Raw genomic sequence first — 15719 nt, forward strand, 5'->3', positions numbered from 1 at the left:
TTGATTAGAAAAAATTGTCCGGTAGCGGAGTCGAGACCTCAATTTAAAAATATAATTGCCAAAAACCTCTCGACTGCAGCTGTCTGCCCACAAGGCAGACTCGAAGAGACAGAAACATTTACCTATATTAACGGATAATCAATTATACGAATTTCATTCTAGACGAACTCACATTATTATAAAACCGCTATTATCAAAATATTTAATTCTTATCGTAAAAATCCATTACTTTCCGTTTCCATCGGAATCCTTTTGATATCAACATTGATTGTTTTTATCGCCACCGAGGAAACCTATGAAGCCATTGAAATGGCCTCCATTTGGGTCAGGAACTATTTTGGGCATTTCTATTTGTACCTTGGACTGGGATGTGTGCTTTTTTTGTTGGCCATAGCATTATCCCCTTTGGGAAAAATAAAGCTGGGCGCAAAAAATGAAAAGCCCGAGTTTACCATTTGGGCATGGACAGCAATGCTTTATAGTGCAGGAATGGGAGCTGGGATTTTGCTTCGGGCAGTACAGGAACCTGTTTTCATGCAGCAGAATCCTCCCTACCTTTCAGATTTACCGTTAGATATCCTTGCCTTGGAATTCACCTTTTACCAATGGGGGTTTACGGCCTGGGCATTTTATGGACTCTTTGCCATGACCATAGGTTATTATCTATTTGTTAGAAAGAAAAAAGTACTGATCAGCTCAACTATTGAGGACATATTGCACAATAAGACGGCTAGAACAGGTATTGATGTCCTAACTATTATGACCACGGTTTTTGGCTTGATTGCAGCTATAGGCCTGGGGACAACCCAAATTAATGGCGGCCTGATCCACATTACTTCCTCCAATTTAGGCCTGATCACTACCTTATTCCTAACCACGCTTATTTCGGCATTGGCTTTTTATTCTGCATGGAAAGGAGTTGACAAAGGTATTCAGGTACTCTCAAAAATCAATATCCTTATTACCTTGGCCGTACTGTTTTTTACATTTTTCCAAAGTGATATTCTTAAGATATTGGGCAATTTTTTAGCCGCCACACTACATTATATCCTAGACTTCATTCCTTTAAGCCTGGCTTATGGGAGTTATGACCCGGGGATAACTTTTCTAACCGATTGGACTTTCTACTATTGGGCCTTTTGGTTGGCATGGGCTCCCTTTACAGGGATTTTTATTGCAAGGATTTCCAAAGGGCGTAGCCTAAGGCAGTTGTTATTGGGAGTACTGATCATCCCCAGTTTGGGCACTTTTTTTTGGTTTTCAGTTTTTGGCACCTCGGCCTTCCAACTTATTGAGGGATGGGGAAGCTATAACAACGAGTTTAATGGAGTGTTTTCTTCAATTTTTGTATTCTTTGAAAACTACCCCTTCTCTACATTCCTAAATATAACTACCATACTACTACTGATCGGTTTTTTGGTAACCTCTGTGGACTCGGCTGTTTTTGTGCTGAGTATGTTTTCGGACAGGGGTAAAAAAGACCCTAGCAAAAAGCACCGCTTAATTTGGTCATTGTTTATCTTTTTGGCCACGATTGCCCTAATTCTATTGGGCAATGCCAAACCAGAGGTAGATATATTGGTTGCCGCCCAAAAGCTACTGATTATCACATCATTGCCATTTGCCTTTTTTATGGTATTTATGGCCATGGTATTTCTTAAAGAACTATTGAACGTGAGTTCGACATAAAAATATTATCAATACATTGATTTAATGTAAGTTATAATAAATGCTACGGTCCCCTCGAGCGGAGTCGAGAGGTTATTTTACTGTAATGTATTTACAATGAGGTCTCGACTCCGCTCGACCGGACAGATGTCATATAAACAACTGATTTTAAATAAAATACATATCGAACTCACGTTATTGAGGTACCGTAAGGATCATCCTTTGATCAACAAAAAATAAAAACTTTTAAATTTATTGATTTTTAGGTAGAAACACCTCCGCCATCATGCAACGTGCACTTCCACCTCCACAGGTTTCAATGGTATCCAAAGTACTATGGATAATGGCACAATGCTTTTCTATAGATTGAATCTGTTGCGGTTTTAGACTATTGTATGCCGCCGTGCTCATTACCAAATATCGTTTTTCTCCCATTCCCAAGACTTGTAACATATTCCCTGCAAAATGGTGCATTTGCTTTTCAGTAATAGCTATAATCTCTTTACCATCCTGTTTTATATGGTTCACGACATTCTTTTTTTCCTTTTTATCGTCGATGGAATCCAGACAGATAACGGCAAAAGTTTCGGCCAAGCACATCATCACATTGGTATGATAAATAGGTTTTCGGGTGCCTGCCACAGATTGATTGGCCGTGAATACGATAGGGGTATATTCAAAATCCTCACAAAACTCTATAAATAAATCCTCGTCCGCCCTGTCCGAAAGTGCACAATAGGCCTTGTCATTTACCCTATCCAACACAACGCTACCGGTGCCTTCCAAAAAATAACCCTCTTCCTCTGCCGAGGTATAATCCATTACATTTTCTATAATAAAGCCCCTCTGCTCCAGTAAGGCAAGAATATCTTCCCGTCGTTCATTTCTTCTATTCTCTGCAAACATAGGATAAAGTCCCACTGTTCCATCGGCATGGAAGGAAACCCAATTATTGGGAAATATGGAATCTGGGGTATCCAAATCCTTCTTATCATCTACAACTATAACATTTACCCCTTTTTCCCTTAATGCAAGAACAAAAACATCAAACTCCTGCTGTGCCTTTACATTTATTTCCTGATTTTTTAAATCGAGGTCCTCCTGAAAGTAGTTGTTTACTGCGGTTTGCTCGTTCATTCGAAAATTCACAGGGCGCACCATCAAAATGGTATTGGTAATTTGCATTTTATTAGTCACTTTTCAAATTGGGTATTAATAAGCGTTCCCGCTTTAAATTTGTGCAAAATTAGTTTATTTATTCCCAGGTACAGGTCTTATGAAAAAATTAGAAAAATATTAGTCCCTTACCAAGGGCAAGGTGCTACACCTTAAAAGACCTTCCTGTTTAGCTATCTCGGCATAAGCTATTTCCTCGACCGTAAAACCGTGTTCCCGAAACCAGTTGTTCAATCTGGTAAAATTACGTTCGGAGACCACAACATCCGGGGATATGGAAAATACGTTGCTCACCATATTATACATCTCCTCCTTGCTTATCTCAAAAACATTGTCGCTCCCAAAATAATCCAACAGCCATTGATACTCCTCTTCCCTTAGGAATCCATTCTTATGCAAAATGGCTTTATTTGTCCCCACTGGCTGAAAACAACAATCCAAATGCAGGGCATTTTCCCGGGCATTGGTATTCGACTTTCTAAGCTCAAAAGCCTTAACCTTCTTATTGGGGAATTGGCTGGCAATAAAATCTACTGCCTCTTTATTGGTTCGGGCCGTAATATAATCCGCGTAGTCCGCACCCGTATAAGTACCCATAAAAATATATTCTCCCCATGGCATAACATCGCCTCCTTCCACATGAACCTCTTTTGGGGGGTAGATTATCTGATCTTCATCTATTTTATTGAGTACATATTTAATAGCTTGAAATTCCTTTTCCCTATCGGGAAGAATATTCGCTTTCACCAGCTTATTATCTATGACAAAAGCAATATCCCTAGAAAATATTTGATTACAATCCTTTAAGACCCTAGGCCTAAAAACTTGAACATCGTATTTGGCAAATACTTGTGCAAAACCGTCCATTTCCTTTACCATATCCGCCTCTATTGGATAGGTACCGGCCAATATATGTTCCAATGATTTGGGATCATAGGCCTCTTCAGGTTTTGGAATGGGGCCACAGCTCTTGGCAGTTCCAAGAACCACCGATCTTAACCGTGAAGTTTCATCCTGTACATTCAACTTTAGCATGGCTGCTTTTTGGGTAAAGATAGAAATACTTATTATGATAAATAAAAACTGCCCTTCGTATATTTAACACAAAGGGCAGTCACAAATAATTTGTTGCTATCTATTATCTCTTGTCCAAAGGAACAAAGGATCTGCTAGTTTCTCCTATATATACCTGTCTTGGCCTACCGATAGGCTCATTTTTCAATCTCATTTCCCTCCATTGGGCAATCCAGCCCGGTAGGCGCCCCAAAGCAAACATAACGGTAAACATTTCGGTAGGAATACCCAATGCCCTATATATTATTCCTGAGTAAAAATCTACGTTGGGATATAATTTTCTGTCCACAAAATATTTATCCTCCAAGGCCTCCTTGGCCAAGCCCTTGGCTATATCCAAAATTGGATCGTCTATACCAAGATCTCCCAATACTTCCTCAGCAGCTTGCTTAATAATCTTTGCCCTGGGATCAAAATTCTTGTATACCCTATGCCCAAAGCCCATTAAACGAAAAGGATCGCTCTTGTCCTTGGCCTTGGCCATATATTTTTTAGTATCCCCACCATCGGCCTCAATAGCCTCCAGCATTTCCAAAACCGCCTGATTGGCGCCTCCGTGAAGTGGTCCCCAAAGTGCACAGATACCCGCAGAAATAGAAGCAAATAAGCCCGCATGCGAAGATCCTACAATACGAACGGTAGAAGTAGAACAGTTTTGTTCGTGATCTGCATGCAAGATCAATAATTTATCCAAAGCCTCTATGACGATCTTATTCTTTTTGTATTCCTGGTTGGGCTTTTTGAACATCATTTTATGAATATTCTCTACATAACCCAAAGAGTCGTCCCCATAATCCAAGGGTAAACCTTTTTTCTTTCTTAAAGTCCATGCCACCAAAACAGGGAATTTAGCCAATATCCTAACAATGGCCCAATACATTTCCTTTTCTGAGGACACGTTTACTGAAGTTGGATTAAAGGCAATCAGGGCACTGGTTAAACTGGAAAGTACGCCCATTGGATGTGCCGATTTTGGAAAACCGTCCAAGATCTTCTTCATCTCCTCATCTACATGTGACTCAGCTTTTATATCCTGATGGAATTTATCCAATTGCTCTTGATTTGGCAAGGATCCAAAAATCAACAAATAGGCTACTTCCAAGAAATCGGCCTTTTCCGCCAATTCCTCAATAGAATATCCCCGATACCTTAAAACTCCCTTTTCACCATCCAGAAAAGTAATAGCACTCTCGCAGGAGCCCGTATTCTTAAACCCTGGGTCTATTGTTATCATTCCTGAATCGGCCCTCATAGTTTTAATATCTATAGCCAACTCATTTTCGGTACCTTCTATAACTGGGAATTCATATTTCTTTCCCTTGTATTCTAATGTTGCGTTATTCGCCATTTCTTAAATTCCTGATTTATTCGATTGTCCGTAAAAATACTAAAAACACCTAAGGTTAACAATTGAAGATTTTGTTATTTACAGAATAATAATGAAATATTTTAAAAACCTGATATAAATGTAATTCTATTGATTAATGGAATATAGATATTTGTAGTAATCATCTACCGATTTTTCCCAAGTGAACCTCATCTTTTTGGCATTATCCTGAATCTCCTTCCACTTTGGCTGGTCATTTACAAAAACATCCAAAGCCTGGTCTAGTACCAGGATCATATTTTTAATTTTATCATCATAGGTCTTGCCATCAAAACTAAATCCGGTTTTCATATGCTCCACAGTATCCCGTAAGCCTCCCGTATTGTGCACTAGACAGGGGTTGCCGTTACGCATGGACAACATTTGGCTAATGCCACAGGGTTCAAACAAACTGGGCATAAAATACAGGTCGGTCTCCAAATATATGGAATCGATCAAATCCTCCGATTGACCATTGGTGAAAATAAAGTTTTTATGTTCATAGCTCAATTGACGAAATAGTTCCTCATACTCAGGGGCACCAGTACCCAAGAGCATAAAAATTCCATCCACTTTCTTAAGTCGGTTCAATATTTCAACAAATGCTTCAGGGGAACGTTTAAAGAAATAAAACTTTTGTTCCGTTAAACGGGCCACACTTGAAACTATGAACTTGGGCTTCTCGGTAACATACTCCATGACCTTTTCACCGGTATGTGCCAGAAAATCTGCCTTGTATTTCTTGGATTCCTCCTGTAGCCACCTAAATAGCGCCTTAACAATATTCCTGTACAACAATCCCTTTTCGGCCGCGCGAATGTTTTTATAATTTGAACCATTAAGAATCCCGAACAACCTTCCTTGATTGTTCGCCTCCTGTAAATCTTTTTCCAAACCTTCACCTCCAATAAATTCGGGCGGATTGCTCGGCCTAAGCACATCTTCCTTATAGGAAGGGGAAACGGTATGTACGGCATCTGCCAACCGGATGCCAACGGCCATAAGGTTAATACAATCCTGGTACCTGTAGTCCATCAACTTCCTTTCATCTATCGGAACATTCGGAAACCAATTTCCCAGTGAAGAGTAATTATTATAAAACGGACGTATACCTTGAATGGCTAAATTATGAATGGTATATACATAGCGCATTTTCTTTAAAGCCTGATATTCCGGATGATAGGTTTTTAAAAACAAAACCAGGCTGGAATGCCAATCGTGCATATGAACAATATCCAACTCCCCAAAAGCCCCGACCTTGATTGCTTCGGCCACGGCCGTACAAAAAATGGTGAACTTAATATTATCCGTATAAAAAGCTTCTTCCGGATCGTCGTGGTATATATGTCCTATTTCCCCTGCGGTAATTTCAGGATGATGTATTACATAATGATGTAAATTTGCAAACTCCTTTTTAGGAGCTACTTCGTAAAGCTCTGCAACATAGACCATTCCCCGTAGGTTCAGGTTTAGATTGGTAATAAAGGTTCCATTTTGATGTAATCTTGAATAGGAGGGTACAACTACATGTGCCATGTCCCCCCTTTCAGAAATCTGCCGAGGAACATCCCTAACCACATCACCCATACCTCCGGCCTTACATTTTGGAAGACCGTCATTCTCAGCAGCAACAAATAGAAAGTTATTCATTTAATCTAGAATTTGGTTAATTATATTGGTATATTGATAAAAGTAGGATAATATAATTATTTATTTCTGATAAGTAAACAAACCTCCGTGATATTTAAAAAAAAAAGCCATCCTACATAGAATGGCTTTTTTTAAGTACTTAATTTTGTATTATTTAATCTTGAAGGCTTGTACTCCTGGGTAATATGCAGTACTCCCCAATTCTTCCTCTATTCTTAACAATTGGTTATATTTCGCCATCCTATCGGACCTGGAAGCAGAACCGGTTTTAATCTGGCCCGTATTTAAGGCAACTGCCAAATCGGCAATGGTGTTATCCTCAGTTTCTCCGGAACGGTGGGACATAACAGATGTATATCCAGCATTTTTGGCCATATTAACAGCTGCAATGGTTTCCGTTAGAGTTCCTATCTGGTTAACCTTTATCAAGATGGAATTGGCAATACCTTCTTTGATTCCTCTAGACAAACGCTCTACATTGGTAACAAACAAATCATCACCTACCAATTGTACCTTATCCCCAATTTTATCGGTCAAAGCCTTCCAGCCTTTCCAATCGTTCTCGTCCATACCATCCTCAATGGATATAATAGGATACTTGGCACTTAAGTCGGCCAAATATTGAGCCTGTTCCTCAGAAGTTCTAACTACACCCTTATCTCCTTCAAATTTGGTATAATCATATTTTCCATTAACATAAAACTCTGCAGCCGCACAATCCAAGGCTATCATTACATCGTCACCCAATTTGTAACCTGCCTTTTCAACCGCTTTTGCAATGGTATCCAAGGCATCCTCTGTACCGCCTGCAAGATTTGGAGCAAATCCACCTTCATCCCCAACAGCTGTACTTAGACCCCTATCGTGTAAAACTTTCTTAAGGTTATGGAAAATTTCGGTCCCCATTTGCATGGCATGGGAAAAATTATTTGCCTTTACAGGCATCACCATAAATTCCTGAAAAGCAATGGGAGCATCAGAATGCGAACCTCCATTGATAATATTCATCATTGGCACAGGCAGGGTATTGGCACTAACACCACCCACATACCTGAACAAGGACAATCCCAATTCATTGGCAGCTGCCTTGGCAACTGCTAGGGAAACACCTAAAATGGCATTGGCTCCCAATTTTGATTTATTGGGCGTACCATCCAAATCTATCATGGTTTGATCAACCAAATTTTGTTCAAAAACGGACATGCCCAGAATCTCCTCTGCAATAACGGTATTTACGTTGTTGACAGCCTTTCCTACTCCTTTACCCATGAAGGTTTTTCCACCATCACGAAGCTCAACCGCTTCATGCTCACCTGTAGAAGCTCCTGAAGGAACTGCTGCCCTTCCCATTACTCCATTTTCGGTAATTACGTCTACCTCTACTGTTGGATTACCTCTTGAATCCAAAATTTGTCGTGCATGAACACTTAGGATGATACTCATATGTCTATCTTTTATTTTTTAGTTAAATTATTATGCAAATATAGCAAAGGAAGCGCTTTTAACCCCACTATAATTGGCTTTAATGACCCTTTGATAACAATAAAATAAAACTATAACGTTTTAGTTTACCGTGGATTGGATCATTTCGAAAAATTGGTCGAACAGATAATCTGCATCATGCGGCCCTGGACTTGCTTCTGGATGGTACTGAACAGAAAATACGTTCTTATCTTTCATTTTAATTCCCGCAACCGTGTTGTCATTTAGGTGAAGATGGGTAATCTCCAAATTGGGATTGGCCTCGGTCTCTTCCCTATTGATGGCAAATCCGTGATTTTGGGAAGTGATTTCCCCTTTACCAGTAACCAAATTCATTACCGGGTGGTTTATACCCCTATGGCCATTGTGCATTTTATAGGTAGAAACCCCATTGGCCAATGCCAACACCTGATGCCCTAAACATATACCGAACAATGGTTTATCGGATTTTATCATTTCCTTGGCAGATGCAATTGCCTCGTGCAATGGATCCGGATCCCCTGGGCCATTGGAAATAAAATATCCATCAGGGTTCCAAGAGCTCATTTCTTCAAAAGTTGCGTTGTACGGAAATACCTTTATATAGGCACCCCTTTTGGCCAAGTTTCGAAGAATATTTTTCTTGATTCCTATATCCAGGGCAGATACCTTATATTTTGCATCCTTATCTCCGTAATAATAAGCTTCTTTGGTAGAAACTTTGGAAGAAAGCTCCAAACCTTCCATACTGGGCACTTCTGCCAATTTCTTTTTTAATTCCTCAATATTATCCACATCCGTAGATATTACCGCATTCATGGCGCCATTATCCCGAATGTACCCCACCAAAGCCCTGGTATCCACGTCGGAAATAGCCAACAGATTATTTTTATCCAAAAATTCCTGTAAACTTAGGTCGGCATCGGGCCTGGAATAATGGTAACTAAAATTTTTACAAACCAAACCTGATATCTTCACAGAATCAGACTCAACTTCTTCATCATTTGCCCCATAATTCCCTATATGGGCATTTGTGGTTACCATGATCTGTCCAAAGTAGGATGGATCTGTAAATATCTCCTGATAACCGGTCATTCCAGTGTTAAAACAAGCCTCTCCAAAGGCAGTTCCTTCCTTGTTCCCTACAGCCTTACCGTGAAAAATGGTCCCATCGGCAAGCAACAATATTGCTTTTTTTCTTGTTTGATACTTCATTTTTTGGCGTTACAATTTTTCGTTTTGCAAAATAACATAAAAAAAGGATAAGCTTTTAGGCTTATCCTTTTACAATTATTAATATTTAATAACAATTTTACTCTTGAGCATCATCTGCTTTTTTTTCTGCCTTTGGCTCTTCTACTTTTGGTCCTTCAGCCTTTGCACTTTCAGCCTTTGCCGTTTCTTCAACAACAGCTGTAGCATCGTCTGCTTTTTTGCTTCTACCCCTTCTTGTAGTCTTTTGCTTTTTAGGCTTGCCGGCATTGTAGATTTCATTAAAATCTACTAGCTCTATCATTGCCATGTCAGCATTATCCCCAAGACGATTACCCAATTTGATAATTCTTGTATATCCTCCTGGTCTGTCGGCTACCTTTTCGGCAACACTACTGAAAAGCTCGGTAACCGCATACTTGTCGCGAAGGCTTTTAAATACAATACGTCTGTTGTGAGTACCCTTCTCAACTGTTTGATTATTCTCAGTTTTTGATTTGGTAATCAATGGCTCTACAAACTGCTTTAAAGCTTTTGCCTTTGCAACAGTTGTATTAATTCTCTTGTGCTCTATTAATGAACAGGCCATGTTTGCCAACATAGATTTTCTATGGGCTGCCTTTCTTCCTAAATGATTAACTTTCTTACCGTGTCTCATTGTTCTTTTCTATAGTCTTTCTAAGTCTTGGTATTCCCAATTCCCTTGAAAGTTCAATTAATCTTTATCCAATTTATATTTTGACAAATCCATTCCAAAGCTCAAACCTTTGTTGATAACCAATTCTTCCAATTCGGTCAAGGATTTTTTACCAAAGTTTCTAAACTTCATCAAATCGTTCTTGTTAAAAGAAACCAGATCTCCAAGTGTATCAACTTCCGCAGCTTTCAAACAGTTCAATGCTCTTACAGAAAGATCCATATCAACCAATTTGGTTTTCAATAGTTGACGCATATGCAATGATTCCTCATCATAGGTCTCCGTCTGTGCAATCTCGTCTGCCTCTAAGGTAATACGCTCATCGGAGAACAACATAAAGTGGTGTATTAGAACCTTTGCTCCTTCGGTCAATGCCTCTTTTGGGTGAATTGAACCATCGGTTGCGATTTCAAAAACCAATTTTTCATAATCGGTCTTTTGCTCTACACGAAAGTTTTCTATACTGTACTTTACATTTTTAATAGGAGTAAAGATTGAATCTACGGCTATGGTACCTAATGGTGCATTGGATTTTTTATTTTCCTCAGCAGGCACATACCCCCTACCCTTATCTATGGTAATCTCCATATTAATGCTAACCTTGGGATCCATGTTACAAATAACTAAATCTGGGTTCAATACTTGGTAACCAGAAATAAATTTTTGAAAATCACCTGCAGTCAATTGTTCCTTTCCGCTAACAGAGATAGATACTGTCTCACTATCAACATCGTCTATCTGTCTTTTGAAACGAACTTGTTTAAGATTTAGAATGATTTCGGTAACATCTTCCACAACACCGGAAATTACAGAGAACTCATGTTCCACCTTATCAATTCTAACAGAAGTGATAGCAAAACCTTCCAAGGACGAAAGCAAAACTCTTCTTAATGCGTTCCCAACAGTTAAGCCATAACCTGGTTCCAATGGACGAAATTCGAATTTACCTTCGAAATCGGAGGAATCAATCATTATAACTTTATCGGGCTTCTGAAAATTTAATAATGCCATAATTGGATCAGTGTTGTTTTTATTTAGAGTATAACTCGACTATTAATTGTTCTTTGATATTCTCTGGAATTTGCATTCTTTCTGGAACGGAAACAAAATTACCTTCCATTTTTTCTGAATTCCAAGTGATCCACTCGTACACACTGCTATTTGCAGAAAGAGCGTCATCGATCGCTTTTAAAGACTTTGATTTTTCCCTAACACCAACAACATCACCAGCTTTCAAGGTATAGGATGGAATGTTAACCAACTCTCCGTTTACCGTAATATGTCTATGTGAAACCAATTGTCTTGCTCCACTTCTAGAAGGGGAAATACCCATTCTGTAAACAACGTTATCTAGACGTGATTCACACAATTGAAGTAATACCTCACCGGTTACTCCTTTGCTTCTATTTGCTTTTGCAAATATGTTTCGGAATTGTTTTTCCAAAATACCGTAAGTGTATTTTGCTTTTTGCTTTTCCATTAACTGGATAGCATATTCAGACTTTTTACCACGACGTCTGTTATTACCGTGTTGTCCTGGAGGATAATTTCTTTTCTCAAAAGATTTATCATCTCCGAAAATCGCTTCACCGAATTTACGGGCGATCTTTGTTTTTGGTCCTGTATATCTTGCCATTTTCTTTTAGTTTGGAAACGTGATCATGAATTAAGGCTTATCCTTCGATAATCGTAACTACATCTCCTTGAAACACCCCATTGGGGCAATTGATTACTATTAATTATACTCTTCTTCTTTTTGGTGGTCTACAACCATTGTGCGGCATTGGAGTTACATCGATAATCTCTGTAACCTCAATTCCTGAGTTATGTATGGAACGGATAGCAGATTCCCTACCATTTCCCGGTCCTTTTACATAAACCTTTACTTTTCTTAAACCAGCTTCATGAGCAACTTTAGCACAATCCTCAGAAGCTATTTGAGCTGCATAAGGAGTGTTCTTTTTAGAACCCCTGAAACCCATTTTACCTGCTGAAGACCAAGAAATTACATCACCCTTCTTGTTGGTTAAAGAAATAATAATATTATTAAAAGAAGCAGTAACATGGGCTTCGCCCACAGACTCTACTATAACTTTACGCTTCTTTGCCGCTTTTGCATTTGCCTTTGCCATAATATCCTAATTATTATTTAGTTGCCTTCTTCTTGTTAGCAACTGTTTTCCTCTTACCTTTTCTTGTCCTAGAGTTGTTTTTGGTACGCTGACCTCTTAAAGGCAGACCAGATCTGTGGCGAATACCTCTATAACAACCTATATCCATTAAACGCTTAATGTTCAATTGGTTTTCAGAACGCAATTCCCCTTCAATAGTCAAAGAAGAAACTGCCTCACGAATACGACCAATCTCATCATCGTTCCAGTCAGATACTTTGGTATCCTCACTTACTTGGGCAGTAGATAAAATCTCCTTAGCCCTACTTTTTCCTATACCAAAGATATAGGTTAGGGCTATTACCCCTCTTTTCTGTTTTGGTATGTCTACACCTGCAATTCTTGCCATAATTACCCTTGTCTTTGTTTAAATCTAGGATTCTTTTTATTAATTACGTACAATCTGCCTTTTCTACGCACAATCTTGCACTCGGCACTTCTTTTCTTTATTGATGCTCTAACTTTCATCCTATTTACTTAATATCTATATGTAATTCTTGCTTTACTTAAATCGTAAGGGCTCATTTCGAGCTTAACCTTATCCCCTGGAAGTAACTTAATATAATGCATACGCATTTTTCCAGAGATATGTGCTGTTACCACGTGACCGTTTTCCAACTCCACGCGAAACATGGCATTTGACAATGCCTCAATTATGCTTCCATCTTGCTCTATTGCTGATTGTTTAGCCATAATCTATGCTACCTTTCTATTTTTTCCTGATTTCATCAAACCGTCGTAATGTCTGTTCAACAAATAAGAATTTACTTGTTGCACTGTATCGATCGCCACACCAACCATGATCAACAATGATGTTCCTCCGTAAAACAATGCCCAACCAGCCTGTACATCCATAATCTTAACAATCACTGCCGGTAATACCGCCAATAAAGCGAGAAAAACAGATCCAGGTAATGTAATCAATGACATTATCTTATCCAAGAAATCCCCAGTTTCCTTTCCTGGTCTAATTCCAGGAATAAAACCACCACTTCTTTTCAGATCATCCGCCATTTTATTGGTAGGTACTGTAATCGCCGTATAAAAATAGGTGAACACAATAATCAAGAACCCGAACAAAAGATTGTAGGCCAATCCAAATATATCTTGGAACTGAACTTCCATCCACTGTCCTACCGCGGTATTGTTAAAGGTTTTACCCAACAACCCAGGTGCAAACATAATGGCTTGCGCAAATATAATAGGCATTACTCCAGAAGCATTCAACTTTAAAGGAATGTACTGTCTAGATCCCATAATATTCTTTTCATATCCACCGGAAGCCGTTCTTCTTGCATATTGAACAGGAATCTGACGTGTAGCCATTACCAACAATACACAAAGCAAAATCACGATAAACCAAATAATGACTTCAATAAGCATGAACATAAGTCCACCGTTGTTATTTGCAGTCCTGGATATAAATTCTTGCACAAAATTCTGAGGCATGGTAGCTATAATTCCGATCATGATCAGAAGGGATATTCCATTTCCGATTCCTTTATCGGTAATTTTTTCTCCCAACCACATTGCAAAAATGGTTCCAGCAACTAAAATAATAACTGAGGGTATCACAAAATCAAGTCCCTTACCAAATACGAAGGCACTGTCAGGAACACCTAAAGCTCCCAAACTGTACAAATAAGCAGGAGCCTGAACAATACAAATACCGATAGTAAGCCATCTGGTAATTTGATTGATCGTTTTTCTTCCGCTTTCGCCTTCCTTTTGCAACTTTTGTAGATAAGGAATGGCTATACCCATTAATTGTACTACAATAGAAGCAGAAATATAGGGCATAATTCCCAACGCAAAAACCGAGGCATTGGATAATGCTCCTCCGGTAAAGGCATTTAAAATACCCAAAATACCACTATCAGTACTGGAGGCCAACCCAGCTAACTGGGTAGAATCAATACCTGGAAGTACCACCTGCGCACCAAAACGATACACCAAAAGCAAACCAAGGGTAACGATTATTCTACCCTTTAGTTCTTCAATCTTCCAAATATTTGATAATGTCTCGAAAAATTTCTTCATAGTATTCTTTGCTTATAAACTTATAGCTTCACCACCTGCAGCCTCAATTGCGGCCTTTGCGGTAGCTGTAAATTTATGTACAGAAACTTTAAGGGAAGCTTTTAGCTCTCCATTACCAAGAATCTTAACCAAATCGTTTTTGCCTACCAATCCGTTTTCTACAAGGATATCCAAAGTAACCGTATCCTTAATGGCTCCTTTATCTACCAATTCCTGTAATTTTTCCAGATTGATCCCAGCGTAATCCTTTCTATTGATATTTGTAAAACCAAATTTTGGCACACGTCTCTGCAATGGCATTTGACCACCTTCGAAACCAATTTTCTTAGAATAACCAGACCTGGATTTAGCACCTTTATGTCCTCTGGTAGCAGTACCTCCCTTTCCGGAGCCCTGACCTCTACCTACGACTTTACCGGCTTTTTGGACAGCACCTTCCGCTGGTTTTAAATTACTTAAATTCATAACACTAAAATTATATTAAGCCTCCTCTGTGGAAACTAAGTGTTTAACTTTATTTATCATTCCAAGAATACTTGAGGTAGCATCATGTTCTACAACCTGTCCTATTCTTCGTAAACCAAGAGCCTCTAATGTTCTCTTTTGATTTTGAGCTCTTTTAATACTGCTCTTTACCTGTTTAACTTTAATCTTTCCCATTATATTCTTGGTTTTATCCTTTAAAAACTTTTTCTAAAGAAATACCTCTTTGGTTTGCAACTGTCTTAGCACCTCTAAGCTGTAAAAGCGCATCAAAAGTAGCCTTTACTACGTTATGAGGGTTGGAAGAACCTTGTGATTTAGATAATACATCATGAACACCTACTGCTTCCAATACCGCTCTAACCGCACCACCTGCAATTACTCCGGTACCGTGCGATGCAGGCTGGATATAAACTCTAGCTCCACCGAATTTCCCTTTTTGTTCATGAGGCAAAGTACCTTTGTTCAAAGGAATTCTAATAAGATTCTTTTTAGCATCTTCTATAGCCTTGGCAATTGCCGTAGCAACTTCCTTAGACTTACCTAGACCATGACCTACAACACCATTTTCATCACCTACCACAACGATAGCAGAGAAACCGAACGCTCTACCACCTTTCGTTACTTTGGTAACACGTTGTACCCCAACCAATCTATCTTTTAATTCTAAACCTCCCGGCTTAACAGTCTCTACGTTTTTGTATTTCTGATACATAATATT

Annotated in this window: 18 protein-coding genes; 1 reads left to right on the forward strand and 17 read right to left on the reverse strand. The window is 38.9% G+C overall.

Annotated features, from left to right (window positions below; all coding sequences use genetic code 11):
• Positions 1 to 240 precede the first annotated feature (240 nt).
• Positions 241 to 1689 carry a BCCT family transporter gene (locus tag U735_RS0117595; protein WP_262482714.1) on the forward strand — a complete coding sequence of 483 codons (1449 nt, stop codon included), beginning with the start codon at positions 241 to 243 and terminating at the stop codon, positions 1687 to 1689.
• Positions 1690 to 1920: 231 nt separating this feature from the next.
• Here the strand turns inward: U735_RS0117595 and ctlX are convergent, their stop codons facing one another.
• From ctlX to rpsE, 17 genes are all read right to left on the reverse strand, one after another.
• Entirely contained in the window at positions 1921 to 2853 is a 933-nt protein-coding gene (ctlX, locus tag U735_RS0117600; RefSeq protein WP_031445085.1) for a citrulline utilization hydrolase CtlX, read from the reverse strand.
• Between the two features lie 111 nt (positions 2854 to 2964).
• Positions 2965 to 3879 (reverse strand): dimethylarginine dimethylaminohydrolase family protein, encoded by a 915-nt coding sequence (locus U735_RS0117605; protein WP_031445086.1) that lies wholly within the window; start codon positions 3877 to 3879, stop codon positions 2965 to 2967.
• Positions 3880 to 3982: 103 nt separating this feature from the next.
• Complete coding sequence (locus U735_RS0117610) at positions 3983 to 5266, reverse strand: citrate synthase (protein ID WP_031445087.1); 1284 nt, start codon at positions 5264 to 5266, stop codon at positions 3983 to 3985.
• 126 nt (positions 5267 to 5392) lie between these two features.
• Positions 5393 to 6934: a glycogen synthase gene (locus U735_RS0117615; protein WP_031445088.1), complete on the reverse strand. Its 1542-nt coding sequence runs from the start codon at positions 6932 to 6934 to the stop codon at positions 5393 to 5395.
• A gap of 150 nt (positions 6935 to 7084) precedes the next feature.
• Positions 7085 to 8377, reverse strand: coding sequence for a phosphopyruvate hydratase (gene eno, locus U735_RS0117620; RefSeq protein WP_031445089.1), 1293 nt, complete (start codon positions 8375 to 8377; stop codon positions 7085 to 7087).
• 120 nt (positions 8378 to 8497) lie between these two features.
• Positions 8498 to 9610 (reverse strand): glutamine-hydrolyzing carbamoyl-phosphate synthase small subunit, encoded by a 1113-nt coding sequence (gene carA / locus U735_RS0117625; protein ID WP_031445090.1) that lies wholly within the window; start codon positions 9608 to 9610, stop codon positions 8498 to 8500.
• Positions 9611 to 9707: 97 nt separating this feature from the next.
• Positions 9708 to 10265, reverse strand: a complete 558-nt coding sequence (rplQ, locus tag U735_RS0117630) for a 50S ribosomal protein L17 (RefSeq protein WP_031445091.1) — start codon at positions 10263 to 10265, stop codon at positions 9708 to 9710.
• A gap of 57 nt (positions 10266 to 10322) precedes the next feature.
• Positions 10323 to 11315 carry a DNA-directed RNA polymerase subunit alpha gene (locus U735_RS0117635; protein WP_031445092.1) on the reverse strand — a complete coding sequence of 331 codons (993 nt, stop codon included), beginning with the start codon at positions 11313 to 11315 and terminating at the stop codon, positions 10323 to 10325.
• A gap of 19 nt (positions 11316 to 11334) precedes the next feature.
• Positions 11335 to 11940: a 30S ribosomal protein S4 gene (gene rpsD / locus U735_RS0117640; protein ID WP_031445093.1), complete on the reverse strand. Its 606-nt coding sequence runs from the start codon at positions 11938 to 11940 to the stop codon at positions 11335 to 11337.
• A gap of 103 nt (positions 11941 to 12043) precedes the next feature.
• Positions 12044 to 12436: a 30S ribosomal protein S11 gene (rpsK, locus tag U735_RS0117645; RefSeq protein WP_031445094.1), complete on the reverse strand. Its 393-nt coding sequence runs from the start codon at positions 12434 to 12436 to the stop codon at positions 12044 to 12046.
• Positions 12437 to 12449: 13 nt separating this feature from the next.
• Positions 12450 to 12824: a 30S ribosomal protein S13 gene (gene rpsM, locus U735_RS0117650; RefSeq protein ID WP_031445095.1), complete on the reverse strand. Its 375-nt coding sequence runs from the start codon at positions 12822 to 12824 to the stop codon at positions 12450 to 12452.
• 2 nt (positions 12825 to 12826) lie between these two features.
• The gene (gene ykgO / locus U735_RS25360; RefSeq protein ID WP_013621733.1) at positions 12827 to 12943 is read right to left on the reverse strand and encodes a type B 50S ribosomal protein L36; all 117 of its coding nucleotides are present in this window, start codon (positions 12941 to 12943) and stop codon (positions 12827 to 12829) included.
• A 9-nt stretch (positions 12944 to 12952) separates the two neighbouring features.
• Positions 12953 to 13168 (reverse strand): translation initiation factor IF-1, encoded by a 216-nt coding sequence (infA, locus tag U735_RS0117655; protein WP_013549436.1) that lies wholly within the window; start codon positions 13166 to 13168, stop codon positions 12953 to 12955.
• Positions 13169 to 13171: 3 nt separating this feature from the next.
• Positions 13172 to 14515 (reverse strand): preprotein translocase subunit SecY, encoded by a 1344-nt coding sequence (gene secY, locus U735_RS0117660; RefSeq protein WP_031445096.1) that lies wholly within the window; start codon positions 14513 to 14515, stop codon positions 13172 to 13174.
• Positions 14516 to 14527: 12 nt separating this feature from the next.
• Entirely contained in the window at positions 14528 to 14980 is a 453-nt protein-coding gene (gene rplO, locus U735_RS0117665; protein ID WP_031445097.1) for a 50S ribosomal protein L15, read from the reverse strand.
• Between the two features lie 15 nt (positions 14981 to 14995).
• The gene (rpmD, locus tag U735_RS0117670) at positions 14996 to 15175 is read right to left on the reverse strand and encodes a 50S ribosomal protein L30 (RefSeq protein ID WP_031445098.1); all 180 of its coding nucleotides are present in this window, start codon (positions 15173 to 15175) and stop codon (positions 14996 to 14998) included.
• A gap of 13 nt (positions 15176 to 15188) precedes the next feature.
• Positions 15189 to 15713, reverse strand: coding sequence for a 30S ribosomal protein S5 (rpsE, locus tag U735_RS0117675; RefSeq protein WP_031445099.1), 525 nt, complete (start codon positions 15711 to 15713; stop codon positions 15189 to 15191).
• Between the last annotated feature and the right edge of the window lie 6 nt (positions 15714 to 15719).

This window comes from Arenibacter algicola (genome assembly GCF_000733925.1).
GTDB classification, from domain to species: Bacteria; Bacteroidota; Bacteroidia; order Flavobacteriales; family Flavobacteriaceae; genus Arenibacter; species Arenibacter algicola.